The organism is Neobacillus niacini, from assembly GCF_019749295.1.
Lineage (GTDB): Bacteria > Bacillota > Bacilli > Bacillales > Cytobacillaceae > Neobacillus > Neobacillus niacini_D.
Window position 1 is genome coordinate 309,348 of record NZ_JACWFG010000003.1, and the last position, 24,744, is coordinate 334,091.

General features: G+C 37.8%; 26 protein-coding genes. 8 read left to right on the top strand and 18 right to left on the bottom strand.

Annotated elements, in window-relative coordinates; genetic code table 11:
- Window positions 1–13: 13 nt before the first annotated feature.
- From pstA to H0184_RS07415, 6 genes are all read right to left on the bottom strand, one after another.
- Complete coding sequence (pstA, locus tag H0184_RS07390) at window positions 14–892, bottom strand: phosphate ABC transporter permease PstA (protein ID WP_221823029.1); 879 nt, start codon at window positions 890–892, stop codon at window positions 14–16.
- On the bottom strand, window positions 892–1,839 hold the full coding sequence (gene pstC / locus H0184_RS07395) for a phosphate ABC transporter permease subunit PstC (protein ID WP_221823031.1): 948 nt from the start codon (window positions 1,837–1,839) through the stop codon (window positions 892–894). The genes pstA and pstC overlap by 1 nt, the downstream gene beginning before the upstream one ends.
- Before the next feature lie 76 nt (window positions 1,840–1,915).
- Window positions 1,916–2,875 (bottom strand): PstS family phosphate ABC transporter substrate-binding protein, encoded by a 960-nt coding sequence (locus tag H0184_RS07400; protein ID WP_221823033.1) that lies wholly within the window; start codon window positions 2,873–2,875, stop codon window positions 1,916–1,918.
- 198 nt (window positions 2,876–3,073) lie between these two features.
- Window positions 3,074–5,200 carry a peptidoglycan D,D-transpeptidase FtsI family protein gene (locus H0184_RS07405; RefSeq protein ID WP_221823035.1) on the bottom strand — a complete coding sequence of 709 codons (2,127 nt, stop codon included), beginning with the start codon at window positions 5,198–5,200 and terminating at the stop codon, window positions 3,074–3,076.
- Between the two features lie 163 nt (window positions 5,201–5,363).
- Window positions 5,364–6,581, bottom strand: coding sequence for an MFS transporter (locus H0184_RS07410; protein ID WP_221823036.1), 1,218 nt, complete (start codon window positions 6,579–6,581; stop codon window positions 5,364–5,366).
- A gap of 113 nt (window positions 6,582–6,694) precedes the next feature.
- Entirely contained in the window at window positions 6,695–7,303 is a 609-nt protein-coding gene (locus H0184_RS07415) for a superoxide dismutase (RefSeq protein ID WP_221823038.1), read from the bottom strand.
- 300 nt (window positions 7,304–7,603) lie between these two features.
- Between H0184_RS07415 and H0184_RS07420 the strand changes: the two genes are divergently transcribed.
- The gene (locus tag H0184_RS07420; RefSeq protein ID WP_221823039.1) at window positions 7,604–8,299 is read left to right on the top strand and encodes a Crp/Fnr family transcriptional regulator; all 696 of its coding nucleotides are present in this window, start codon (window positions 7,604–7,606) and stop codon (window positions 8,297–8,299) included.
- Window positions 8,300–8,340: 41 nt separating this feature from the next.
- Here H0184_RS07420 and H0184_RS07425 read toward each other — a convergent pair whose 3' ends face one another.
- A complete protein-coding gene (locus tag H0184_RS07425; protein WP_221823041.1) occupies window positions 8,341–8,823 on the bottom strand; it encodes a DUF456 domain-containing protein in 483 nt (160 codons plus the stop codon).
- A gap of 136 nt (window positions 8,824–8,959) precedes the next feature.
- Here H0184_RS07425 and H0184_RS07430 point away from each other — a divergent pair, with 136 nt between their 5' ends.
- From H0184_RS07430 to ispG, 3 genes are all read left to right on the top strand, one after another.
- Window positions 8,960–9,739: a DUF1189 domain-containing protein gene (locus H0184_RS07430; protein WP_221823043.1), complete on the top strand. Its 780-nt coding sequence runs from the start codon at window positions 8,960–8,962 to the stop codon at window positions 9,737–9,739.
- An 87-nt stretch (window positions 9,740–9,826) separates the two neighbouring features.
- Entirely contained in the window at window positions 9,827–10,156 is a 330-nt protein-coding gene (locus H0184_RS07435; RefSeq protein WP_221823045.1) for a LysM peptidoglycan-binding domain-containing protein, read from the top strand.
- 117 nt (window positions 10,157–10,273) lie between these two features.
- On the top strand, window positions 10,274–11,380 hold the full coding sequence (ispG, locus tag H0184_RS07440; RefSeq protein ID WP_221823120.1) for a flavodoxin-dependent (E)-4-hydroxy-3-methylbut-2-enyl-diphosphate synthase: 1,107 nt from the start codon (window positions 10,274–10,276) through the stop codon (window positions 11,378–11,380).
- A gap of 109 nt (window positions 11,381–11,489) precedes the next feature.
- Here ispG and H0184_RS27605 read toward each other — a convergent pair whose 3' ends face one another.
- Window positions 11,490–11,870, bottom strand: a complete 381-nt coding sequence (locus H0184_RS27605) for a DUF4190 domain-containing protein (protein ID WP_260631476.1) — start codon at window positions 11,868–11,870, stop codon at window positions 11,490–11,492.
- Between the two features lie 109 nt (window positions 11,871–11,979).
- Between H0184_RS27605 and H0184_RS07450 the strand changes: the two genes are divergently transcribed.
- Window positions 11,980–12,543, top strand: a complete 564-nt coding sequence (locus tag H0184_RS07450; RefSeq protein ID WP_221823047.1) for a hypothetical protein — start codon at window positions 11,980–11,982, stop codon at window positions 12,541–12,543.
- A 48-nt stretch (window positions 12,544–12,591) separates the two neighbouring features.
- Here H0184_RS07450 and H0184_RS07455 read toward each other — a convergent pair whose 3' ends face one another.
- From H0184_RS07455 to H0184_RS07465, 3 genes are read right to left on the bottom strand one after another with little or no spacing between them, the layout of a single operon-like run.
- Window positions 12,592–13,002, bottom strand: coding sequence for a Fur family transcriptional regulator (locus H0184_RS07455; protein ID WP_045517657.1), 411 nt, complete (start codon window positions 13,000–13,002; stop codon window positions 12,592–12,594).
- Window positions 12,999–13,862, bottom strand: coding sequence for a metal ABC transporter permease (locus tag H0184_RS07460; RefSeq protein ID WP_221823049.1), 864 nt, complete (start codon window positions 13,860–13,862; stop codon window positions 12,999–13,001). The genes H0184_RS07455 and H0184_RS07460 overlap by 4 nt, the downstream gene beginning before the upstream one ends.
- Complete coding sequence (locus H0184_RS07465; protein WP_221823051.1) at window positions 13,859–14,638, bottom strand: metal ABC transporter ATP-binding protein; 780 nt, start codon at window positions 14,636–14,638, stop codon at window positions 13,859–13,861. The genes H0184_RS07460 and H0184_RS07465 overlap by 4 nt, the downstream gene beginning before the upstream one ends.
- 173 nt (window positions 14,639–14,811) lie before the next feature.
- Between H0184_RS07465 and H0184_RS07470 the strand changes: the two genes are divergently transcribed.
- Window positions 14,812–15,066, top strand: a complete 255-nt coding sequence (locus H0184_RS07470; protein ID WP_221823053.1) for a DUF2624 domain-containing protein — start codon at window positions 14,812–14,814, stop codon at window positions 15,064–15,066.
- A gap of 342 nt (window positions 15,067–15,408) precedes the next feature.
- Here H0184_RS07470 and H0184_RS07475 read toward each other — a convergent pair whose 3' ends face one another.
- Both H0184_RS07475 and H0184_RS07480 read right to left on the bottom strand, forming a co-directional pair.
- The gene (locus H0184_RS07475) at window positions 15,409–16,302 is read right to left on the bottom strand and encodes a deoxyribonuclease IV (RefSeq protein WP_221823055.1); all 894 of its coding nucleotides are present in this window, start codon (window positions 16,300–16,302) and stop codon (window positions 15,409–15,411) included.
- A gap of 21 nt (window positions 16,303–16,323) precedes the next feature.
- A complete protein-coding gene (locus H0184_RS07480) occupies window positions 16,324–17,634 on the bottom strand; it encodes a DEAD/DEAH box helicase (protein ID WP_221823057.1) in 1,311 nt (436 codons plus the stop codon).
- Window positions 17,635–17,887: 253 nt separating this feature from the next.
- Here H0184_RS07480 and H0184_RS07485 point away from each other — a divergent pair, with 253 nt between their 5' ends.
- Together H0184_RS07485 and H0184_RS07490 are read left to right on the top strand one after the other, a co-directional pair.
- The gene (locus tag H0184_RS07485) at window positions 17,888–18,547 is read left to right on the top strand and encodes a YqfQ family protein (protein ID WP_260631478.1); all 660 of its coding nucleotides are present in this window, start codon (window positions 17,888–17,890) and stop codon (window positions 18,545–18,547) included.
- Between the two features lie 141 nt (window positions 18,548–18,688).
- Window positions 18,689–19,627 carry a 4-hydroxy-3-methylbut-2-enyl diphosphate reductase gene (locus tag H0184_RS07490; RefSeq protein ID WP_221823058.1) on the top strand — a complete coding sequence of 313 codons (939 nt, stop codon included), beginning with the start codon at window positions 18,689–18,691 and terminating at the stop codon, window positions 19,625–19,627.
- A 29-nt stretch (window positions 19,628–19,656) separates the two neighbouring features.
- On the opposite strand, the gene H0184_RS07495 is transcribed toward H0184_RS07490, so the two are convergent.
- The 5 genes from H0184_RS07495 to rpoD all read right to left on the bottom strand — a co-directional run bounded on the left by H0184_RS07495 (window position 19,657) and on the right by rpoD (window position 24,711).
- On the bottom strand, window positions 19,657–20,772 hold the full coding sequence (locus H0184_RS07495; protein ID WP_221823059.1) for a Nif3-like dinuclear metal center hexameric protein: 1,116 nt from the start codon (window positions 20,770–20,772) through the stop codon (window positions 19,657–19,659).
- On the bottom strand, window positions 20,750–21,481 hold the full coding sequence (locus H0184_RS07500) for a tRNA (adenine(22)-N(1))-methyltransferase (protein ID WP_221823060.1): 732 nt from the start codon (window positions 21,479–21,481) through the stop codon (window positions 20,750–20,752). The genes H0184_RS07495 and H0184_RS07500 overlap by 23 nt, the downstream gene beginning before the upstream one ends.
- Before the next feature lie 79 nt (window positions 21,482–21,560).
- The gene (cccA, locus tag H0184_RS07505; protein WP_221823061.1) at window positions 21,561–21,920 is read right to left on the bottom strand and encodes a cytochrome c550; all 360 of its coding nucleotides are present in this window, start codon (window positions 21,918–21,920) and stop codon (window positions 21,561–21,563) included.
- Between the two features lie 185 nt (window positions 21,921–22,105).
- The gene (locus H0184_RS07510; protein WP_221823062.1) at window positions 22,106–23,245 is read right to left on the bottom strand and encodes an acyl-CoA dehydrogenase family protein; all 1,140 of its coding nucleotides are present in this window, start codon (window positions 23,243–23,245) and stop codon (window positions 22,106–22,108) included.
- A gap of 338 nt (window positions 23,246–23,583) precedes the next feature.
- Window positions 23,584–24,711, bottom strand: coding sequence for an RNA polymerase sigma factor RpoD (gene rpoD / locus H0184_RS07515; protein WP_221823063.1), 1,128 nt, complete (start codon window positions 24,709–24,711; stop codon window positions 23,584–23,586).
- Window positions 24,712–24,744: the final 33 nt, after the last annotated feature.

Sequence of the window (24,744 nt, forward strand, 5' to 3'; positions counted from 1 at the left end):
AAAAGTGTCAATTTTAATATCTTTTTTGGAATTTATTTCGAATTAACACAGCGATTGAATTCATGATAATTAACAGAACCAGCAGGACGATAATACCAGCCGCTGCTAACGCATGAAATTCTGCTTGAGGACGTCCGGTCCAGTTATAAATTTGCATTGGCAGCACCGTAATCATATCTAATAAGGTGTTTGGTAAAAAAGCTAGGAATAATGGCAGTCCGATTACGACTAGTGGTGCGGTCTCTCCAATAGCACGAGAAAGTGCTAATATTCCACCTGTTAAAATACCAGGTATCGCAGCTGGTAAAACAACTCGTACTATGGTTTGCCATTTCGTTGCACCCATTCCATATGAAGCTTCACGCAATTCTTTAGGAACAGCTCGAATAGCTTCCTGTGAGGCAACTATAATAATAGGTAAAACTAGTAAGCTCATAGTAAGACCTGCAGCTAGTACACTTGTCCCTAATGCAAGCGCACGAACAAAGACAGTTAAACCTAATAAACCAAAAACGATGGAAGGTACACCTGCTAGATTAGAAATATTCACTTTAATAAAAGCAGTCATCTTATTTAATTTTGCGTATTCTTCAAGGTATATGGCAGTCCCGACTCCAAGTAATAAAGAGACCGGAGCAACAACACCCATTAACCAAATACTTCCTATTAAAGCAGCGTATACTCCTGCTTGTTCAGGCTTCCGGGAAGGGAGACTTTGTAGAAATTGAAGATCTAAATAACCAAATCCTTGAGTGAACACCCGATATAATAAAACCCCTAAAATTAACAGTGCAAACATTGTTGCAGCAAAGAATACAGATTTTGAAAAAATGTTCATTGCTAACCTGGATTTCATCCGTTTGACAACAGACTTATGGTCTATTAAGTGCATTAATATTCCTCCCTAAAACGACGAGTGATGTATTGTGCAAATAGATTCATCACCAATGTAAATACAAATAGTGTCATACCAACAGCGTAGATACTATAGTAAATCGTTGTACCGTAACCAGCGTCACCTTGACTAACTTGGACAATATATGCGGTCATGGTTTGTATCGAGCTTGTCACATTCCATTCAAGGTTAGGAGTAGAACCGCCGGCAACAGCGACAATCATCGTTTCACCGATTGCTCGTGATATCGATAGCACGATTGATGCGATAATTCCTGAGATTGCAGCAGGCAGAACGACTTTAATAGCTACTTCAAATTTTGTCGATCCAAGTGCGAGCGCACCCTCCCTCATTGAATTTGGAACTGCAGTCATTGCATCCTCTGAAAGCGACGCTATCATCGGTGTAATCATAATTCCAATTACAATACCAGGACTTAAAGCATTAAAAATTTCTAGGGAAGGAATAATGTCACGTAATAAAGGAGTGACAAAAGTTAGGGCAAAAAAGCCATATACAATCGTTGGGATTCCAGCTAATACTTCTAATATCGGTTTAATAATTCTGCGAGAACGGTCTGATGCGTACTCACTCAAATATATGGCTGAGGTAAGTCCTATTGGCACAGCAACAACAGTTGCGATTAAGGTTACCTTAAGTGTTCCAGAAATCAATGGCAGGATTCCGAAAGATCCTTGAGTTTCAGAAAAAGGATACCACTTTTTCGCTGTAAAAAATTCTTTTATTGAAACTGCATCAAAAAACATAAATGTTTCAAATATTAGAGTTAACAGTATTCCGATTGTTGTTAACACCGAAACAGCAGCTGCAAGGAATAAAATATAAGGCATGATTTTCTCAACTATTCCTGCTGCGCTTTTTTTCTTTTTCTTTTCCTGAATCATTTTCTGAACAGAGAATGATTTCATGTTTTGCGTCTCCATTACGAAAACTCCTTTCAACCAATGGCAATATGAGAAGCACTTTTTCGGCGCTTCTCATATTACAATTTTCTAAACCCTATTTAAGAGATTCTAGTGTCTCAAGTGCCTTGGTGTACTCTTCTTCAGGTAATTTCACGTAACCTACATCTTCAGATAATACTGCTGAATTTTCGATTAAGAATTTTACAAAATCATAAACTTCTTCTTGTTCTTTTACAGCAGTATTTTTCACATAAGTGAATAATGGACGTGAGAGTGGAGCATATTCACCGGATTCTATGGTTTCATTTGTAGGTTCAACGGGGCCATCCCCGCCATCAATTGGAACAATCTTTAATGAATCTTTATTTTCTAAATAATAGGCATAACCGAAGTATCCAATAGCATTCTTGTCACCTTGTACACCTTGAACTAGGATGTTATCATCTTCAGAAAGTGTAGCTTTTTCAACGATTGGTTCATCTTCTAGTATTACTTCATTAAAGTAATCAAATGTTCCTGAATCTGTCCCTGGTGAATAAAATTTGATTTCTTCTTCAGGCCATTCTGGACGAATATCAGACCATTTCTTTACAGTCCCATCTTCAATCCACATTTTCTTCAGTTCATCAACTGTTAAGTGGTCAACAAAGTCATTTTCTTTATTTACAATAACGGAAAGACCGTCATATGCTAATTTTAATTCTGTAAATTCAATACCTTCCTCTTCAAGTGCAGCTTTTTCTTCATCCTTGATTGGACGTGAAGCGTTACTTAATTCTGTCTCACCTGCGATAAAGGCTTCAAATCCGCCGCCTGTACCAGAAACTCCTACAGAAACTTTTACATTAGGCTCTTCCATGCCATATTCTTCAACAACCGCCTCCATGATTGGGAAAACTGTAGATGAACCGTCTATTTTAATTTCACCTTGTAGCTGCTTCGCTTCTTCGCCCGCTTGCTCTTTGCCTTCAGTTCCTTGTGCACCACAAGCGGCAGTGATTGCCAGCACCCCAGTCATCATTGCTGTTAGTGCTAATTTCTTAAAGCTTTTCATTACTTGATTCCCCCTAAGAATTTTGGTTTGTAATAGTCTGTTCGTATTTCCTTACAAGATTAATAATACATTCCTTCTGTAAAGCTTGTTTTAATGAGATGTAAAGGGTTTGTAAATGAATGTATATATTTTGTAAATTGCAAATAATTTATTAAGTGTAAAAAAACACCTGCCTCATTTTTGAGACAGGTGTTAAGATTATTGATTATTTTGTTGTGTATCTGTGCTCTCTGCATTCTGATTTGTTTCGGCTGATTGTTCTTGTTTTTGTAGATTAAAGTAGGTGTCCAATACTCTTTTGCCAATTACATTAGCTGTACCCGGCCCACTGTTACCTTGGTATGCCCATGGAACTAATACGGCCATAGCAACTTCAGGATTCTCAAATGGGGCGTAGCTGATCAAACTCAAGTTCATCACTTCAGGCGATTCCTTAAATTTCTTACGTTCAGGACCATCGTATGGTGCTTGGGCAGTTCCCGTTTTACCTGCAGGATCGTACTCTGCTCCCTTAAAAGTACTAACACCGGTACCATCTCCAACCTGCATAACCATTCTAAATCCTTGTTGAACTCGATCAATCCATTCATCTTTAAAATCAATCCGATTTAATATGGTTGGTGTAATTTCCTTAAAAACTGGACCTAATTCATTGCTCTCCAGGACTGGTTCACGGATTTCCTTTACAATATGCGGCTGAACCCGGTATCCGCCATTTGCAATCGTAGAAATATATTGTGCTAATTGCATAACGGTATAGGTATCATACTGACCTATCACCAAGTCAAGCAGCAAACCAGATTGTTTTATTGGACCAATATAACCGGTACCCTCATTAGGAAGGTCAATACCAGTTTTTACTCCTAAACCGAATTGACTAAAGGATTGTCGTATCGTATCAAAAGCACTTAAGTCTAATGGGAGCGACTTATTAGGTGAATAATTCCCATTGGCCATCTCAATAACAGTTTTCCACATATATACGTTTGAGGATATTTGGAGGGCCCTTAAGTCATTAATACTTCCAAAGTTTTTCCATGAAGACTTAGTATCTGTACCCTTTATCAATAAAGGTGAATCATAATGCATTGATCCCGGCTTAATTGCCCCTGTATTATATCCCGTTAAAATTGTTGCTCCTTTGACAACAGATCCGACTTCATAAGAGGTTGTTATATTCCCAAGAGCGAAGTCACGCATTTCAGTTTTATTTGTCTCACTATTTTTTGCTATTTGCTTTCCGGCCATTGTTAATACTTCTCCAGTGTGTGGATCCATAAGAACAACAAAGGCACGGTCCAAAAGAGCAGATTTTGGATTTTGCTTTGCTTTCCAAAGTTCTTCTTCTATAATTTTTTCTATTTCAAGTTGAAGATTCATATCAATCGTTAAGACCAGATCTTTACCACGCTGTCCTTCTGAAACCACTTCAGTGGACAGGATTTTACCTGCTTTATCCGTGATATTTTTTACTTTACCCTTTTGCCCATGTAAGACATCTTCGTATTGCAGCTCAATATAACTTTTTCCCACTCGATCATTTCGATTATAATCCTTAGCAAGATATTCCTCTAATTTATCCTTCGGCAGGCCTTCATCAGAGGAGGTCACATTACCAAGCACGGTTTTTAATGTATTGCCAAATGCATAATATCTTTCCCAATCCGTAGTAGTATCAACACCCGGCAAATCTTCTAAATTTTCACTAACAACCGCAAATTCTTCAGGAGTGACATTTTCATTTTTAACAATTTGCTGTGTTAAAGCATAACCACTATTAAATTCCCTAAATATCGCTAGCGTTTCTAAATCCTGTGTAGTTAAACTAGCAAGATCCTTTTCATCAATTCTTTTTAGCTGAAGATTATATATCTCTTTATCATCCAGTTCGTCTTGATCGTATAAGTCCCATTCTTTTTCCGTAATTTTTTCTTTTGCTTTCTCAGGATTCTTTAATATCCAGAAATCCTGTTTATCACGCTCACGAATTTTCGAGATATCTTTATCGATCAGTTGTGCCAGTCTTTCAGCGGTTTCGAGCATTTCCTCTTGACTTGAATCCTGAAATTTAGTGTAGGTGATTGCATTTAATGGGGTATTATCAACAATAATTTTCCCGTTACGGTCAAACATTTTTCCCCGAGGGACTGGGTTATTCACTGTTATATCTTCTGTCCGTTCAATTTCACGTTTAAAGTCCTCTCCATAAACAATCTGTACTAAACCTAATCGCAGTATCAAAACTGAAAACAGCAAAAATATAACAAAGAAAAGTATGTTCAACCGGAATGTAACATGCGGTTTTTTTCTCTTTTTAATATCCAAATTCTCCACTTCCTTGTCCTAAACGACATCATAAGCTATATTTTAGCTGAAAACCATCAGGGTTTCTATTAAAAACTCTTACCAATTGACAGTATTCAACAAACAACTCCAAATACCTGTTTACAAAAATAAATGCGGTGAGTAATTTGAATTACTCACCGCATTATGCTGTAGGCAGTTGGACTCGTCTAACAAACAAATAGATTAATGAATGTCCTGCACCAAGAAATAAAAGGAGAATTGGAATACTTTCCTTTTCATTAAACCATGTTACTGCAGCGAGGAATGACAAAATGGAAACGATTCTTCCCAGGTTAATAAAAATTTCACGGACAACGATATACTCTATTCTCATTTCTGCCGCTTTCCAAGCAGATCCAATAATATCATAAGTCGTTGACATATATGGGACAAGCAAAATTGGATAAGCAACTGCAATCATCGCTGCATAAATTAATAGTTTTACATAACTAATATCCCAGACGATTAATAAAACAGCCAAATAAAGGATAATACCACCAACAAGGATAGCCTTTTTTCGCTTATCTTTTTTAATTAACCGGGATGCAAAATAATAGGCAATAAAAGAAATGCCAGAGTTAATAAGACCAAACGTACCTAGCGCCATCTCACTTTCAGTTGAAATATAAACGAGGACGGAGATAATAAATAAAAATGTCCCTTCTCTAAGCCCTTGAAAAAAATTCGCATTTGTAATAAGCCGCCAGTTTTTATTTTGTTTTCTTTCATCCAAAATCCGTTTAAAACAATACTTTCCATTTGCAGGCCGGGGCTTTAATGAAAAGCTCATGAATACTGCAAGTGCAAATAAAGCTAAAGAAATTCCAAACACAATAGAATACCCTGTGAATTTTTCAAAACGTGTAATAATAAATCCCGCAGCAATCGGTCCAATCATCCCGCCAGTCGAGGATAGGATTCCTAAAAAGCCATTGAAAAAATCTCTTGTTTCAGGTTCGGTTATTTCAAACGTTAAAACATTGTAGGCAAGCCAATAAAAACCATAGCCAATTCCAAGCATACTCCCTAAAAGCAATAGATAGGTTGAAGCATTTTTGCCTGTTATTAATACCATTAGGTAGAATAGCGCTAGAAATATGACACCAACTCTTAACACTTTAACTCGGTCAATTTTTTTTGCCCATCTGCCTGCCAGGATAAAGGTCAAAGGCTGTAATATGACAATCGACAGGTTATATAGTGCTAGGTCCGAATATTCTCCTGTTTGTTTCCATAAATAAATATTTACAAAAGTATTTGAAAGAGCAACACTCAATGAATACAACCCGCCAATTATTAACAGCAGAGATAAATCTTTCGTTAATTTTACGTCACCTAATAAATTAAATTTTTTCGCCATAATAACTCCCCTTTGTGATAAGGGTTAGTCTTTAACAAGCAGAGGTCCTTTATACGAAAAAAAGAAAAAGACAGCTGAAATCAAATCAGCTGTCTTGATAATTAGTAATCAAATTATTTTGCTGCGCTGTAGCGCTTAGAAACTTCATCCCAGTTAACTACATTCCAGAAAGAAGAGATGTAATCAGGACGACGGTTTTGATAATTTAGGTAATACGCGTGTTCCCAAACATCAAGTCCTAGGATAGGTGTCTTTCCTTCCATTAGAGGAGAGTCTTGGTTAGGTGTACTAGAAACCTCTAATTCACCATTGTTTACAGATAACCAAGCCCAGCCAGAACCAAAACGAGTAGTAGCTGCTTTTGCGAATTCTTCTTTAAAGCTATCAAAGCTGCCAAATTTACTGCTGATTGCATCAGCTAATTCACCAGTTGGTGCACCGCCGCCATTTGGAGCAAGGATTTGCCAGAATAATGAGTGGTTAGCGTGACCGCCGCCATTATTACGTACAGCTGTACGAGCTGCTTCTGGAACTGCATCTAGGTTAGCAATAACCTCTTCAACAGATTTTGATAATAGTTCTTCATTGCCTTGAAGAGCATTATTTAAGTTAGTTACATAAGTGTTGTGATGTTTTGTGTGGTGAATGTTCATTGTTTCTTTGTCAATGTGAGGCTCAAGCGCATCATACGCATACGGTAATTGTGGTAATTCAAATGCCATTGGTATTTCCTCCTATGTATAGAAAAGTTTTTTAAACTTTAGAGATATGTCCAAAATCAAAACGATTTTTGAATATTCCTAAAGCTGTGTAGCTTAAGATTACCAAAGAAAGTGTTTTCTTTCAAATAAAATGCTTTGTACCTAACAAATTTACAATATCCTTTTACGGATATTTTTATTCATACTTTTTCCCATAATGGGTAAAAACAATGATTATTCGATAAATTGTCATGTTTCAACCGGTGATAGGTTGTAAATACATGTTTAAATCAAATTGAAGGGATAAAAGGAGTGGGAAATATGCTTAGAAGCAGTTTTTCTATATATAGTTTATTGGATCATTTCTTTCGAAAATCAGAGCAAATACAAAAGCTAAAAGCAGGAACTGTTCTCTTTCAAGAGAAGGATTCTGTTGAATATGTTTACCTGCTGCTCAGTGGCACCGTTGCTCTAGGAAGAGTTCATATGCGGGGGAAAGACTTTATTTTAAAGGTCTTGAATAGCAGGGAATTGATAGTTGAATATCAAATATTTAAACAAAATCCCCATTATCAGTTTTATGCAAAGACACTTGATGATTGTGAAATTCTTGCTTTAACAAAAGAACAATTTGAAGAATTCATCATGAATGACCCAGATGCGATGAATGCATTTGTCTCTTGGTTGAGTACAAGTTACCTAAAGGCTCAAATGAAATGTCAGGATTTAATTATGAATGGTAAAAAAGGTGGATTATACTCAATCTTAATTAGACTTTGTAATACTTATGGGATAAAGACCGAGGATGGAATACTTATTGACTTCCCATTAACTCATCAAGAGCTTGCGAACTTAACTTTTGGTACGAGAGAAGTTATTCAACGTGCATTAAAAGAATTGCGGGAAAATGATGTTATATCTTATGAACAGCAAAAATTCACAATAAAAAACCTTAAATTTCTTAAAGAAGAAGTAGACTGCCAAAACTGCCCCTATGAGATTTGTGGTGTAAATTAAATAAAACTCCTGCTCACAATTATAGAGCAGGAGTTTTTCCATTATAGGACTACTAAAAGGAAGTATGCAATCATTAATACTTGTATAATCGTCTTTGTGATTACACTGCTAACAAATCCAACAACAGATCCGAATCCTATTTTTAAACTGTTTTTAAAGTCTCTTTTATTTACTAACAGTTCAGCTCCCACCGCGCCAATTAATGGACCTAGTAGAATTCCCAGGAACGGAATGACAAAGGGACCAACGATAAGACCGATTGTACTCCCCCAGACTCCAGCTTTCGAACCGCCGTATTTTTGAATCCCTATCATATTTGCAATATAATCTGCTACAAATAAAAGAATAACCAATAAACTCTGAACCAGCCAAAAGAACCAGCTAAAAGGCTCAAAGGAAAAAAAGACCCCATATAATATATAGCCTGCTAATAGAAATAAAACACTAGGGATGATTGGATAAATAAGTCCAACAAACCCTATGATAAATAAAATAGAAATGATTGACCAATAAACAATCTCCATTTATCTCAGTCCTTTAGAAAATATATTTAAAGGTATATACGTACTCATTCGTAATTAGTTTCATAATTCATCATTCTTGTTAATATCAGCCTCAAAAGCTACAATAGATGATGAATCTTTAATAAGGTGGTTAAACATGAACATTTTTAAGCAATTTTATAAGAGTACTTATTCCCCAAAGGACATTGCCTCTTTTCGATTTCAGGGAATTGGAAAAACAATATTATATGTATTTCTTCTCACTTTATTATCTATCCTGCCGGCCATCTACTACTTAAGTACAATGCTCACAGCAGGAATCGAAGATACAAAATCCGTTATGAAAAATGAACTCCCCTCATTTACAATCGATAATGGCAGTTTATCTGCAGAGACAGATGTACCCCTAACAATTGATAAGGGAGACTTCACCATTATGATTGATCCAACTGGAGTTACTACAACCGAAGATGTGGAAGATGCAAATAATGCTATTGCTTTACTCAAAAATGAAATTGCGGTAGCAGCAGGAGGAAGGATTGATACATATTCCTACTCCATGCTTGAAGGCTTAACGTTATCAAAAGAAGACTTTATCGATATAGTTGATACTATTGATGGAATGAAAGGTATTATTATTCCAGTCATGTCTCTTATTATGTTCCTTTTCTCGAGTGCCGTAAACTTCATTGAAGTATCTATTCTCGCTTGGTTTGGATTATTATTAAAGGGTCTTGCAGGTAAAAATATAAGTTATCGCCATTTATGGAGAATGGCGGCCTATAGTGTAACATTGCCAACTTTATTCTTTACCATTATGAGTGCTCTAAATACACCTGTTCCAAATAGCTTTATCATTAATTGGTTTGTTGAAATCATCATCCTATACTTAGCATTAAAAGAAATACCAAGCGAAAAAACAAATATCGAAAATTAAACGTACCCAAAGGGTGCGTTTTTTCGTTCTATTACGAATGGGACAAGCATAGGAATGTACAAACATTCCATTTTGGAGGCATGTCTCATGAAAAGAATATTCTTTTTTCTCTTCGGATTACTAACAATTTATGTTATTTATATTGATCTAACAGCCGGTACTCTGCCAAAAAATGAAACTCAAAAGCAGGAACAGACAGTGGCAACCATGGCTGCTCCAGAAAATACAATTGATGCCTTTGAAGCCGAGGTTGAACCTGGCGAAACGCTGATATCGATTGTGGAAAATCATATAAAAAAACCATTACCCGTATCGATTGAAGAATTAGTTGAAGACTTTCGAAGCTTAAATCCCGGACAAGCTCCAGAAAAAATTCAAATTGGGTCAACCTACCAATTTCCTGATTACTCAAAATAGGGGGACAAAAGCGTCAGTCTTGTCAAGATTAGCATAGGACTGATAAAATAGTAGGTGCATGTTTAAACTACCTATTATTCGAATCCAAATTGAAGGAGCGAATCTCCCTTGAGTGAAATTATTCATCGTACAAAGACCCGTCCCATTAAGGTTGGTAATTTAACCATTGGCGGGAGTAACGAATTATTTATACAAAGCATGACGACTACAAAAACGCATGATGTTGAAGCAACTGTTGCGGAAATTAAACGTCTTGAAGAAGCAGGCTGCCAGATTGTACGTGTTGCATGTCCCGACGAACGTGCGGCAAATGCCATACCTGAAATCAAAAAAAGAATCAATATCCCTCTAGTTGTCGATATCCATTTTGATTATAAATTAGCGCTTAAAGCTATTGAGGGCGGCGCAGATAAGATCCGGATTAATCCAGGAAATATTGGTAAGCGGGAAAAAGTAGAAGCTGTTGTTAAGGCTGCAAAGGAACGGGGAATTCCCATCCGGATTGGCGTAAATGCAGGTTCACTTGAAAAAAGGATTCTTGAAAAATATGGTTATCCAACCGCCGATGGAATGGTTGAAAGTGCCCTCCATCATATCAAAATCCTTGAAGACTTGGATTTCCACGATATTATTGTTTCCATGAAAGCATCTGATGTAAACCTTGCAATTGAAGCATATGAAAAAGCTTCTAAAGCATTTGATTATCCGTTACATTTAGGTATTACTGAATCAGGAACACTATTTGCAGGGACTGTTAAAAGCGCTGCAGGACTTGGTGCGATTATAAGCAAAGGAATTGGTAATACACTTCGTATTTCTTTAAGTGCTGACCCAGTTGAAGAGGTCAAAGTAGCCAGAGAGCTTTTAAAGGTATTTGGTCTTTCTTCCAATGCAGCAACCTTAATCTCCTGCCCAACCTGCGGTCGAATCGAAATTGATTTGATCAGTATTGCAAATGAAGTTGAAGAATATATCTCAACTATAAAAGCGCCAATTAAAGTAGCTGTTTTGGGATGTGCTGTTAACGGTCCTGGTGAAGCGAGAGAAGCTGATATTGGAATTGCCGGCGCTCGTGGTGAAGGCTTACTATTCCGTAAAGGCGAGATTGTTCGTAAAGTCCCTGAGGATCAATTAGTCGATGAATTGAAGAAGGAAATCGATCAAATTGCTGAAGAATATTTCCAGAAAAAAGCGGCAGAAGAAGCTGAAGTAACAAACCAATAAGCGAAATGAAGAAACCCGGCAAACCTGCCGGGTTTCTTTTTTTGCGAAGCAGCCTTAGATAAGGTCCTTACGCTTTTTATGCCCCTATATTTGCAAGTTACTGTTACTGTTAAAAGAACGGCAGGATAAAGATTCCGACAATGATCGAAATTGCACCTATCCCGATTGCCCACGCTCCAAGCCCTTCGGCTCCTCGACGTCTAGCAATGAACCCTAACACAATACCTGCTGCACCAAAAAGAATCGGCATTACAAACAATGATAGTATTGATAGAACTAAAGCAGCCCAGCCCATACCTGTTCCAGCACCGGTCTGCATTCCTTGATCAGACTTTGATCTTTCCTGGAATGCAGGTCGGGAAATGGGAACAGGGGCCGCAATTTCAGCTGCTGTTTCCTCTCGATAATCAGAAGGGTAATCTGGGCTATCTACATCAGTGTTTGGACTTGGGAGATACCCACGTATTTTCGTGTCTTTTTTATCTTCCATCCGAATCCCTCACTTTCAGTAATAGGAGCATTAATTATTGTTTGTAACTTTCATCTTTTTAGTATGGTAAAATAAAGATAATAATCATATCATTTGAAGGTGACTACATATGAGGAAAAGATTTGGAATTGATATTGATGGTACAGTAACCTGTCCATCAGCACTATTACCCTTTATTAATGAGGGATTTGGACTAAACATCACTTTAGCAGATGTAAAAGAATATGACTTAAATAAGGTTGTTAAAGTTCCTGAGGAAAGATTTGCAAAGTGGTTTATTGAAAACGAGCCCATCATTTATGAGAAATCTCCGTTAGCTGAAGGAGCAGAAAAGATTCTTACGAAGTGGAAAAATGAACATGAATTGTTTTTCATAAGCGCCAGAGGACCACACCTGTTAGAAAATACAAAGAAATGGTTTAGCAGGAAAGGTTTGTCCTACAACCATATTGAGCTAATCGGATCTCACGACAAGGTGTCTACTGCTAAACGACATGAAGTGGATATATTCCTCGAGGATAAACACGATAATGCTGTTATGATTCATGAAGAATGCGATATCCCAGTCCTTTTATTTAATACACCCTATAATCAGGACCCAATCCCTAAAGGTGTCGTTCGCGTTAATAATTGGTATGAGGCTAATAATTGGGTTGAAAATTGGCTTAGATAAGTTAAATATAAAAACAGCATGGCACTCTTAGCCATGCTGTTTTTCTTTTTAGTTGCATTCAGGACAGCGTCCATAAATTTCAAATTTGTGTCCGGAGATATCATACCCTTTTAAATCCTCACTTAAGCTGTTCATAGGACAGGTTTCAATCTCTTTTGTCTTACCGCAATCCATACAGATAAAATGATGATGATGCTGGTGCCGGGAACAGGAAAAGCGAAAATGCTTCTCACCAGAAAGTTCAGTCATTTCAAGAATTCCCATTTTTACAAAGAGAGAAAGATTACGATAAATCGTATCAAAACTTAATCCAGGATAATCTTCTTTTAACTCATCTAAAACATCCTTAGCTGTTAAATATTTATCACTGTCAGCAAACAATTGGAGCATATCTTCTCTTTTGCCTGTTTGTTTAAATCCATTTTCTTTTAAGAATTGAATAGCTTCATTCACATTCATCCTGCTGCACCCCCTTGTGAGATCTGATTTTTAAGCGTAAATTTTTTATATACGATGGTTAAAACTAAAATAGCTACTGCAATCATGACAATTGTTCCTCCTGGAGCAAGGTCAAGGTAATAAGAAGCAAACAGGCCTCCAAGTACAGATATCTCTCCGAATATAATCGACAAAAAGATTGTTTGTTTAAATCCTTTCGCAATACGAATACTAGCTGCAACCGGTAATGTCATCAATGAAGAAACAAGCATAATTCCTACAATCCGCATTGAAGCAGCAATCACTAGTGCCACCATAATAATAAAAATAAAATGAATACTTTTTGCTGCGATTCCCGAGGCTTTGGCGTGTTCTTCATCAAAAGATAATAAAAACAGTTCTTTATATAATAAAATGATGGTGATTACAACGGCGATACTTATAACAAAAATAACCCATAAATCCGTTCGGCTGACAGCTGAAACACTTCCAAATAAATAGCTGTACAAGTCCGTATTAAACCCATCAGCAAGTGAAATAAAGATTACCCCTAATCCGATACCGCCTGATAAAATGATCGGGATTGCAAGCTCTTGGTAATGTTTATAAACTCCACGTAGTTTTTCTATAAACAACGAACCTCCGACAGAAAAGACCATTCCTAAGTAAAGTGGATTTAATCCACTTAGAACAAGAAAATACTTTTCAAGGAGAAGACTGGCAGCAATTCCTGCTAAGGTTACGTGACTTAAAGCGTCAGCAATTAATGAAAGTCTTCTGACAACAATAAAAACACCCAATAATGGTGCAAGAAAACCTATTAAAATTCCTGTTAGAAAGGCATTTTGTAAAAATTCATATTGAAATAATCCTTGAATCATTTAAAAACGCCTCCGTGGTCATGTTGATGGGAAATAAGATGGACGTCCATTCCGTAGAATTCAGACATCCCTTCGCTCTGGTGTCTTTCAAATTCATCTGAATCTCCATGAAAGTGCAGATGCTTATTAAGACAGGCTACGTGTGTAACTTTATCTGAAATGGTTCCAACATCATGTGTAACTAATAGGAGTGTAATACCTCGATTTTTGTTTAGATCAGCCAGCATCTGATAAAATGCACTTACATTTTCAGCATCAACACCAACTGTTGGTTCATCTAAAATCAATAGCTTAGGCTCACTAACGAGTGCACGGGCAATAAATACTCTTTGCTGCTGCCCTCCTGAAAGCTCACCGATATTTCTGTTACTAAACTTTCTCATTCCCACAGCTTCCAACGCGTCATATACCTTTTGAGAGTCTTCTTTTTTAAAGAAGCGAAATAATCCAAGTTTCTTTGTTAATCCACTGGATACGACTTCAAAAACAGTGGCAGGAAAGCCTGTATTAAATGAATTTGCTTTCTGAGAAACATAACCAATTTGCTGCCATTCTTTAAATTTACTCATTTCCTGGCCAAATAAGCGAATTTCTCCTGTTTGCGGTTTTAATAATCCCAGTATTAACCTCAATAATGTTGATTTTCCTGATCCATTAGGACCGACAATGGCAAGAAAGGAGCCATTTGGTACGGCTAAGTTAATATTTTCAAGAACTGTTTCCTTTTCATATCGATAGGAAAGTTGTTTTATTTCAATAATAGCTTGTGATTTCATGGTTTCACACCTTAATTTTAAGAATCATTCCGATTTAACTTAAAGTAGTATACAATAGGAACTTCTTAATGTAAAGTCTTTACCTTTACACGGTTTTATTATTAGAGACCTTAGTATTCATTTTGTAACACTCTATTTCTCCCCTTCATACAGTAAATGAAGGAGTGATGAGTGTGAAGATTTTTGAGACCGTCATAAATCATAAGATTAATACCATTACTGGTGATGAACTATTCAAGTATGCACAACAATTTAATATACGAGTAAATAAGCAGCAAGCACATAAGGTTGCTCAATACTTAAGAGGTAAAAATGTAAATATTTTTGATGACCGTGAACGATCTGCATTGATTAAAGAAATCGCTAAAATTGCCGGCCCTGAGGCGGCAAGAGAAGTAAATAAGCTTTTTGTACAATTTACAAAATAAATCTTTGATTTGGGTAAATTGTCTGTTGATTTGCGCTCCACTAAGGAAAGCTTCTTCGAATAATCCCCGCAGTGACAGGCGATCTCTGCCTGTCACGAGGCACTTCGCTTTCCGCGGGCGGTTCGGGGAGCCTCCTCGGTGCTTTAGCGCCTGCGGGGTCCTCCCCTGCCCCGTCCTCCCGCAGGACATTGATTTTCATCCTAGAATTCGCCCACGCACGAAAAAAATGCGATAGCATTTTTGAGGAGTCTTCGTGCCTTCCGCTCCAATCAACAGGTGCCCAAATCAAAAATTATTAGCTAACCCAAATACAAAAGCTGTGCCCTTGAGCACAGCTTTTTGTTAACCTTGTACAATTTTATCGAGCAGATTTTCGTTGAACTTTTGTTCTCTCAGCATTTCAATTTCGAATGCATATGGAGGCTTTTTATTATCTTTGTCTTCACCCACGAATGGTGTTTCAAGTATTTTTGGAACATCCGCCAATTGGGGATGATGTACGATATAATTGAGTGCTTTGAAACCGATATGACCAAAGCCGATGTTTTCGTGTCGGTCTTTTTTCATTCCTACAGCATTTTTACTATCATTAATGTGAAGAACCTTTAGTTTATCCAAGCCCACAATTTTATCAAACTCATTTAAAACTCCATCAAAATCCTCAACAATGTTATATCCAGCATCGTGAGTATGGCAAGTATCAAAACAAACAGAGAGTCTATCACTATAATTTACCCCATCAATAATCATAGCCAATTCCTCAAACGACTTTCCGCATTCAGAACCTTTTCCTGCCATTGTTTCTAAAGCAATTTGTAATTGCTCTTTCCCTGTTAATACTTCATTCAGGCCTTCGATAATTTTCTTAATCCCCGCTTCGGTACCTGCGCCTACGTGAGCCCCAGGATGCAGGACGATTTGTTTTGCACCAAGTGCCTCTGTTCTTTCAATTTCAGTACGTAAGAATCGGACACCTAAATCAAAGGTATCAGGATTTGTCGTATTCCCAATATTGATAATGTACGGAGCATGGACAACAATTTCTGCTATTCCATTTTCCTCCATATGCCTTCTCCCTGCTTCAATATTAAGATCTTCTATTTTTTTCCTTCTTGTGTTTTGTGGTGCGCCTGTATAAATCATAAACGTATTAGCGCCATAAGAAACTGCTTCTTCGCTTGCTGCCAGCAGCATTTTTTTACCGCTCATTGAAACATGTGATCCTATTTTCAACAAAACTCCTCTCTCCCTTCACCATTACTTCTTGTTTAAACGTCTTTGACGCTTTTTAATTTTGTCCATTTCCCACTGCATTTTCTTTTTGTAGCCCGGTTTCACCTTTTGAGGTTTTTTAACCATCGTTTTAGCAGTCTTTTCTGCTTCATCTTCTTTCCTTACCCGGGTTTTTCTTTTATTTCGGTCCTCTAATTCAACAAATTCCTCTTTTTTTAGATCGATGTGTTTAAATTGTATACCCATTTTTTCAAGTCGATTTAACGCGTCCTCATCAGAGACATCATAAACAGTAAGAGCAACACCCGAATTTCCTGCTCTTGCAGTCCTCCCCACTCTGTGAATGTAAAAATCTAAATCTGTTGGTAATTCATAGTTAATAACGTGACTTATCCCTTCAATATCTATTCCTCTTGAAGCCAGGTCTGTCGCAACGATATATTGGTACTCTAAATCTTGGATTTGCTTCATCATTTTTTTCCGTTCACGCGGGTTTAAATCTCCATGAACACGAGCAACCTTTAGTCCTTTATTAATCAAAAAGTTGGCCACTTCTTCAGCCATTTTTTTGGTATTTGTAAAAACAATCGCCAAATAAGGGTTGTATTGAACTAGTGCATCGTGAACCAGTTGTTTTTTATTTCTGTGCCTAGAAGGCAGAAGATAATGTGTTAAATTCTCAGCCGTTTTTCTTTTGGCATCAATTTGAATCGTTTTCGGATTTTCCATGTACTTTTTGAGAAACGGTTTAAGTTTTTCTGGAATAGTGGCAGAAAATACAAGCATTTGTAACTTCTCAGGCATTTTTGCAGCTACCTGGTCCAAATCCTCGATAAAGCCCATATCAAGCATCATATCCGCTTCATCCACTACAAGTACTTCTGAAGTATGGACAAAGAGAGCCTGCTCCACCATTAGGTCTTTAATCCTGCCTGGAGTTCCAACTACAATATGTGGCTGTATTTTTAATTTATCAATGGTCCTTTGCTTGTCTGTTCCACCAATATAACATCTTGTCATAATCGCCTTGTCTGGACTGCAATGCTCTGTCACCTTTAGAATTTGGTGATAGATTTGTGAAGCAAGCTCTCTTGTTGGCGCAGTGATAACAGCCTGAACTTCTTTACGGTCTGGATTTATCTTCTCCAGAATAGGTAATACAAAGGCAAGCGTTTTCCCTGTACCAGTTTGGGATTGACCGATTGCACTTTCATTTTTTAGAACTAATGGAATCATCCGTTCCTGTATCTCAGTTGGTTCAAAAAACCCCTGTTCTTTAACTGCTTCTATAATAAAAGGCTGAAAATTAAAACGTTCAAAACGATTTTCCTTCATGTTATTGCTCCTTATATATTAATTTCTACCGTTCATGGAGTAGTTTTCTTGCATTAGCAAGAGCTTCCACTTTTATTTCCATCATATCATTATAGTAAAGATTCATCTAAATAACCAGTTATTATCATCTTTTACCTTTAAACTACTTTTAATCATGAAATTTACAGAATATCACTGTGTTTATTCCTAAACCAATTTCAGGCAGCTGCATACCATAGTTTATAAGGCTTTTATTTAAGAGGAGGACGTACGTATGCAGCAGCCTAGACCGAGATATCCCATGCACGGGCGTATGGGACCACAAATGATGGGTCCTGGGCCATTTGGTGGTCAACAACATATGATAAATCCCTATGGCGGTAATGGACAAATGATGGGACTACAGCAGACAATGAACGGCGGCAGACCCATGATGGGGCAAAACATGGGAAGAGGACAAGGAAGACGTAATGGCGGAGGATTACTTTCAAAAATTCTTGGCGGAAATAAGCAGAAGAACCAACCTGCAGGAATTGGAGGGATGCGTCAAGCTGGCAGGGCTGCCGCCGGCGGTACAGGGGGAATTGGCTCAATTCTTCAAACCCTAAGTAATCCTGACAGTCTTTCGGGGTTCCTTAACAATACTCAACAGGTATTGAAGACTGCACAGTCGATAGCTCCAATGATCCAGCAATACGGACCTATCGTCAAGAACCTTCCGATGATGTGGAAATTATATAAAGGATTTAAAGATTTACCTGCCGAGGATAAGTCAGATGAACATGAATCAGATGCTCCTATCATGGAGGAAGATACTGTTTCACCCAAAAACAGCCCAAAACCTAAGCAAAAAAGGAAACAGCATACCCAAATTGAAGATATTGAAGATAATAAACGTCAAAACGGAACATCACTTCCAAAACTATATATTTAAACAAGGATGCTGAACGTACAGCATCTTTTTTATTTTTCTGTTTATTCCACAGGAAAAAAGTATCTTTGTATTATTTCTATTAGTTTTATATAATAATTACATAGATTCAAAGTCAAACGTTCCTTAGGAGGACTTTATTATATGCAAATCATTAAGATTTCACCACGCGGTTATTGTTATGGTGTTGTTGATGCCATGGTGATAGCAAGGAATGCAGCTTTAGATAAATCATTACCTCGCCCTATCTACATTTTGGGGATGATTGTTCATAATAAACACGTTACTGATGCTTTTGCCGAAGAAGGTATTATTACCCTTGATGGTAAAAATCGTAAGGACATCCTGGACAAGGTGGATACTGGTACTGTTATTTTTACAGCACATGGCATCTCACCAGAAGTTAGAGAGCTTGCTAAAAAGAAAGGTCTTGTTACAATTGACGCTACCTGTCCGGATGTAACGAGAACACATGATTTAATAGAAGAAAAAACTAAGCAAGGGTATCAGGTTATTTACATCGGCAAAAAAGGTCATCCTGAGCCTGAAGGAGCGGTCGGCGTAGCTCCTGATGCTGTTCATCTGGTAGAAACACCGAGTGATGTTGAAGCGCTGACGATTAATAGTGAGAAGTTAATTGTTACCAACCAAACGACAATGAGTCAATGGGACGTTACTGAGACAATGAAAAAGGTTCTAGAAAAATACCCACATGCAGAGGCACATAATGAAATATGCAATGCAACACAGGTGCGTCAAGAAGCAGTTGCCGGTCAAGCCACTGAGGCAGATGTGACAATAGTGGTTGGAGATCCGATGAGTAATAACTCCAATCGACTTGCACAAGTCTCAGAAGAAATCGCTGGTACAAAGGCTTATCGAATTGCAGATATCTCTGAGTTAGAAATTGATTGGATTAAGGACGCTAAGAACGTGGCCGTAACATCTGGTGCTTCTACTCCAACACCAATTACAAAGGAAGTAATTAAATTCTTAGAACAATTTGATCCTAATAACGAAGCAACCTGGGAACGTCGTAAAAGTGTTCCTTTAAATAAAATTTTGCCAAAGGTAAAAAAATAACCGGTCAGATTATTCTGACCGGTATTTTTTTATATGAATGTAAATGGATCTGTATTGACTTCTGACGGGAAGATTTCAACTTCATAACCAGTTTCCTCGCACATTTTTGAAAGCGTGGCTGTGAGTCCCTTTTTCATGACTTTTTCGACATTATGTCCGGGATCAATCATATTTAATCCCTCCATCATGGCATCATGAGCTGTATGATAATATATATCACCAGTAATATAGACATCTGCTCCCTTAAACTTGGCGTGTTTGAAATACTTATTTCCATCTCCGCCTAATACAGCAACTTTTTTCACACGTGATGATAAATCACCAACCACCCTAACCTTATCAACCTGTAAAGCTTCTTTAACTCTTTCAGCAAATTCTCCTAGAGACATTTCCTGAACAGTTCCAATTCTTCCTAGACCAAGAACTTCACCTTTATTTTCAACCGGATACACATCATAGGCAACCTCTTCATAAGGATGGGCTTTTAGCATTGCCGTTACTACCCGCTTTAATAGTTTTACCGGTACAATGGTTTCAATTCTTACTTCTTCTACAGATTCTAATTGACCTTGTGAGCCAATATAGGGATTCGTATTTTCCCCAGGCATAAACCTTCCTGTTCCATCTGCTGAAAAGGAACAATGACTATAATTTCCAATAAAGCCTGCACCAGCATTTCCAAGTACCCTTCTAATCTCGTCAGCGTGACTTAATGGTGTAAAGACAACGATTTTCTTTAGCTTCTCTTCAAAGGTCGGAACAAGCACTTCAGGGTTTTCCAGTCCCAAGGCTTCTGCCAGGAGATCATTTACACCGCCTTTGGCTACATCAAGGTTGGTGTGAGCCGCATACACAGCTATATCGTGCTTTATTAGCTTTTCAATCATTCTCCCCTGTACTGTGTCAGTGATAACATTCTTAAGTGGTCGAAAGATCGGCGGATGATGGGCGATGATAAGCTGTACATTCTTTTCAATGGCTTCATCTATTACTTCTTCTAGTACATCAAGAGCAATCATAATCTTATCAATTTTTTTGTTCAGGCGTCCAATTTGCAACCCAATCTTATCATCTTCCATCGCTAAACCCTTAGGTGAAAATTGCTCAAAAAGTTGAATAATTTCATGACCATTCGCTTTCTTCATGATCCAATACCCCCTCGACAAGTGCTATTTTTTTAAGAACCTCTTGTTTTTTCTCTTCTGTTTCAGCTGTTGGCGCAGCTCCTTCAAGCTGTTCATAAATCCGCTTCCAGTTGTTTTTTTCTAAAGACCATTTTTTCAAGAATGCTTTTTCCTTTCTCTGAAGAAGGAAGGGTCCAACTAATAATCCGTTCTCTAATGATACTTCACGATAAGGCTTTAATGGTTCTCCTCTTTCAGCAACTAAAATTTCATATATTTTGCTATCTTCTTCGATAATTTCCTCTGCAATCAATTCCCAATTATTTTCCACCAGCCAGTTTCTAATGGCGGATGCATTAATGTTAGGCTGTAATATAAGGCGATTCACCTCAGCCAGCTTATCCTTGCCGCTTTCTAAAATACTAGCGATAAGACTTCCGCCCATACCAGCAATGGTTATACAATCAGCATCACCAGGCTGGATTACTTCCAGACCATCACCCATCCTGACTGAAATCATTTCAGAAAGCCCTTCTGCCATTACATTCTTTTCAGCAGACTGAAATGGACCCTTAGCAACTTCCCCTGCAATACCAAAGGTTATTTGCCCATTCTTTACAAGATAGCTAGGCAGGTACGCATGATCGGAACCTATATCCGCTACTCTTGAGTTTTTTGGAACATATTTTGCTACCGTTTCTAACCGGACTGATAATTTATCTGTATTCAACTTATTCACCACTTTTTATGTATTAATTCTAGTATAAAAAAAGTCCTTTACATAAGCAAAGGACCTTTCCATTGTAACATTATTTTATGTCAGCTAACCAATCAGCCATTGCATCGGCTTCTTCTGGTTTAACCATACCGCCAGGCATATTTCCTCTACCCTTGGTAACTACTTCGATAATTTCTTCCTTGGATAACCTTTCTCCAACACCAGTTAGAGCAGGACCCATTCCCCCTTGGTACGCATCACCGTGACAGCCTACACAAGACCCTGTGTAAATTTCTTCAGGACTTTTTGCAACCTGTTCTGTTTCGGTTCCGCCTTCTTTTTCCTTGGCAAGCTCATCCATATCCCCGAGGCCTTTGAAAGACAATAAGAACATTAGTCCGATTCCAAATACAAAGATCAGGATGTAAGGAATAACCGGATTTCGATTCATCATATAACCTCCCTTATGTACGTACAACTGTAAATAAATAGTCTTCTACAAACAACTACTATTTTACTTTAAAAACTTCAGAAGGAAAAGCCCTAAACTTATTTTGTCACGATAATATTTAGAAAATATGTAAAAAAGGGCTGAATTTTAAAGGTCAGCCCTTTTAATCTACCCTAAATATACCATTAACAACCAATCAAACGAGCAATAACGGTTCTTTGAATTTCAGAAGTACCTTCGCCAATTTCCAGCAGCTTGGCATCGCGCATCATTCTCTCAACATGATACTCCTTCATATAGCCATATCCGCCATGCAATTGGACAGCTTGATTGGTTACTTCCATGCATATTTCGGAAGCATAAAGCTTACACATTGACGCTTCTTTGCTGAACGGCCGGCCCTGATCCTTTAACCAAGCAGCCTTATAAACCATATTTCGTGCTAATTCAATTTTCATTGCCATATCTGCCAACTTAAATTGAACAGCCTGAAAGGATGATAATGACTTTCCGAACTGTTTCCGCTCCTTTGTGTACTGTAATGACTTGTCAAAGGCTCCCTGAGCTATTCCAACAGCCATGGCACCTATACCAATCCTTCCCCCATCCAGTGTGATTAGGAATTGTTTAAAGCCCTCACCCTCTTTACCCAAGAGATTCTCTTCTGGGACCCGTACATTCTCCATCACCAGCTCTGTTGTATTCGAAGCATTTAGACCCATCTTTTCATAGTTATCAATTACAGAGAACCCTTTTGCGTCTGTAGGAATAATAATCGCACTAATTTCCTTTTTCCCATCGTTCATGCCTGTTATGGCAGTTATAGCTAAGTGCTTCGCGTAGCTGGCATTTGTAATAAAACACTTATTTCCATTTATAATATATTCACCATTACTCTTTGCTGCCGTTGTTTGTGTGCCGCCTGCATCGGATCCTGCATTTGGCTCAGTTAATCCAAAGGCACCAAATGATTCCCCAGTGCAAATAGGAGTGAGATACTTATGTTTTTGTTCCTTTGTACCAAATAAATTTAATGGCGCTCCCCCCAATGAAATATGAGCTGAGTAGGTAATGCCAGTCGACGCACAAGCCCTGCTCAATTCTTCAGTAACGATAGCGAAACTAACAGTGTCAGCACCGCCGCCGCCATATTCCTCAGGAAACGGGAGACCCATAATTCCCATTTCGGATAACTGTTTAAAAACCTCAACAGGAAATTGTTTATTTCGATCCCTATCGATTGAACCAGGTGCCACTACTTCATCTGAAAACTCACGAATCATCTTTTTAATCATTTCTTGTTCTGCCGTTAAATCAAAATTCATATTCATCCCCCTTGTTAAAGCAATGTATGCGCTACCAATATTATAAGGGGAGTTCATCAATATTCACAAGATTTAAAAACTTATAAATATTTTTAGCTATATTCAAATAAAAAATTCAAACTACTTACTTCAATTGCATTAAGGTTTGAATGAAGAATTATTCTTTCGTACAAAAACGATTTGTGATGAATATTAAAAAGATTACTTTTAGCTATTTGCAAAGTGTAAAACAATTCAGTAAAATAAATACAAATGCAGTAAGTGCTTTCATTTCCAATTATTCTTAAAAGCGCAAAAAAAAATAGTTTACCCCTTTGTAGAAGTAAACTATCTTTTATTTATTCTAAGAAGTCTTTTAGACGTTTGCTGCGACTAGGATGTCGTAATTTACGCAATGCCTTTGCTTCAATTTGTCGGATACGTTCACGAGTAACACCGAAAACTTTTCCTACCTCTTCTAGTGTGCGAGTGCGTCCATCATCTAACCCGAAGCGTAAGCGCAGGACGTTTTCTTCACGGTCTGTAAGAGTATCAAGAACATCTTCTAGCTGCTCCTTTAATAATTCATAAGCAGCATGCTCAGAAGGGGAAGTAGCATCTTGATCTTCAATGAAATCACCCAGGTGCGAATCATCTTCTTCTCCGATAGGAGTTTCTAACGAAACAGGCTCTTGAGCTATTTTTAAAATTTCTCTAACCTTATCTGGCGTTAAGTCCATATCTTCACCAATTTCTTCTGGTGTTGGTTCGCGCCCTAGGTCCTGTAGTAACTGCCTCTGGACACGGATAAGTTTATTGATGGTTTCAACCATATGAACAGGAATACGAATGGTCCTAGCTTGGTCAGCAATGGCTCTTGTGATGGCTTGACGTATCCACCAAGTAGCATACGTACTGAATTTGAACCCTTTGCGATAATCGAATTTTTCAACCGCTTTAATGAGACCCATATTGCCTTCTTGAATAAGGTCAAGGAAGAGCATTCCGCGTCCAACATATCGTTTTGCGATACTAACCACGAGACGCAGGTTTGCTTCGGCTAGGCGTCGTTTTGCCTCTTCGTCACCTTCCTCAATTCGGTTAGCAAGCTTGATTTCTTCTTCAGCGGAAAGTAAGTCTACTCGGCCAATTTCCTTTAGATACATACGAACAGGATCGTTTATCTTTACACCAGGAGGAACGCTAAGATCATTTAAATCAAACTCATCGTCATCCCCTTTTGCTAATTGCTTAGGGTTTGGATCTTCCTCGTCACTTTCTCCTACTAATTCGATTCCTTGATCACCAAGAAATTCATAAAATTCATCCATTTGATCAGAATCTAATTCAAAATTTGCCATTCTTTCAGCAATATCATCGTAGGCAAGGACGCCGGTTTTCTTTCCCAGAACCGTTAACTGGTCTTTTACTTGTTCAAAGGTCAATTCGTTCTCGGCCTCTTTTGAACGGGCTGATTTTTCAGCCATATGTCCCCCTCCTTCCAGAATAAAAGACATTAA

What these genes read in the sequence shown, in the direction of transcription:
- pstA (WP_221823029.1), bottom strand. Translation starts at nt 892, where the DNA reads ATGCACTTAATAGACCATAAGTCTGTTGTCAAACGGATGAAATCCAGG.
- pstC (WP_221823031.1), bottom strand. Translation starts at nt 1,839, where the DNA reads ATGGAGACGCAAAACATGAAATCATTCTCTGTTCAGAAAATGATTCAG.
- H0184_RS07400 (WP_221823033.1), bottom strand. Translation starts at nt 2,875, where the DNA reads ATGAAAAGCTTTAAGAAATTAGCACTAACAGCAATGATGACTGGGGTG.
- H0184_RS07410 (WP_221823036.1), bottom strand. Translation starts at nt 6,581, where the DNA reads ATGGCGAAAAAATTTAATTTATTAGGTGACGTAAAATTAACGAAAGAT.
- H0184_RS07415 (WP_221823038.1), bottom strand. Translation starts at nt 7,303, where the DNA reads ATGGCATTTGAATTACCACAATTACCGTATGCGTATGATGCGCTTGAG.
- H0184_RS07420 (WP_221823039.1), top strand. Translation starts at nt 7,604, where the DNA reads ATGCTTAGAAGCAGTTTTTCTATATATAGTTTATTGGATCATTTCTTT.
- H0184_RS07425 (WP_221823041.1), bottom strand. Translation starts at nt 8,823, where the DNA reads ATGGAGATTGTTTATTGGTCAATCATTTCTATTTTATTTATCATAGGG.
- H0184_RS07430 (WP_221823043.1), top strand. Translation starts at nt 8,960, where the DNA reads ATGAACATTTTTAAGCAATTTTATAAGAGTACTTATTCCCCAAAGGAC.
- H0184_RS07435 (WP_221823045.1), top strand. Translation starts at nt 9,827, where the DNA reads ATGAAAAGAATATTCTTTTTTCTCTTCGGATTACTAACAATTTATGTT.
- H0184_RS27605 (WP_260631476.1), bottom strand. Translation starts at nt 11,870, where the DNA reads ATGGAAGATAAAAAAGACACGAAAATACGTGGGTATCTCCCAAGTCCA.
- H0184_RS07450 (WP_221823047.1), top strand. Translation starts at nt 11,980, where the DNA reads ATGAGGAAAAGATTTGGAATTGATATTGATGGTACAGTAACCTGTCCA.
- H0184_RS07455 (WP_045517657.1), bottom strand. Translation starts at nt 13,002, where the DNA reads ATGAATGTGAATGAAGCTATTCAATTCTTAAAAGAAAATGGATTTAAA.
- H0184_RS07460 (WP_221823049.1), bottom strand. Translation starts at nt 13,862, where the DNA reads ATGATTCAAGGATTATTTCAATATGAATTTTTACAAAATGCCTTTCTA.
- H0184_RS07465 (WP_221823051.1), bottom strand. Translation starts at nt 14,638, where the DNA reads ATGAAATCACAAGCTATTATTGAAATAAAACAACTTTCCTATCGATAT.
- H0184_RS07480 (WP_221823057.1), bottom strand. Translation starts at nt 17,634, where the DNA reads ATGAAGGAAAATCGTTTTGAACGTTTTAATTTTCAGCCTTTTATTATA.
- H0184_RS07485 (WP_260631478.1), top strand. Translation starts at nt 17,888, where the DNA reads ATGCAGCAGCCTAGACCGAGATATCCCATGCACGGGCGTATGGGACCA.
- H0184_RS07490 (WP_221823058.1), top strand. Translation starts at nt 18,689, where the DNA reads ATGCAAATCATTAAGATTTCACCACGCGGTTATTGTTATGGTGTTGTT.
- H0184_RS07495 (WP_221823059.1), bottom strand. Translation starts at nt 20,772, where the DNA reads ATGAAGAAAGCGAATGGTCATGAAATTATTCAACTTTTTGAGCAATTT.
- cccA (WP_221823061.1), bottom strand. Translation starts at nt 21,920, where the DNA reads ATGAATCGAAATCCGGTTATTCCTTACATCCTGATCTTTGTATTTGGA.
- H0184_RS07510 (WP_221823062.1), bottom strand. Translation starts at nt 23,245, where the DNA reads ATGAATTTTGATTTAACGGCAGAACAAGAAATGATTAAAAAGATGATT.
- rpoD (WP_221823063.1), bottom strand. Translation starts at nt 24,711, where the DNA reads ATGGCTGAAAAATCAGCCCGTTCAAAAGAGGCCGAGAACGAATTGACC.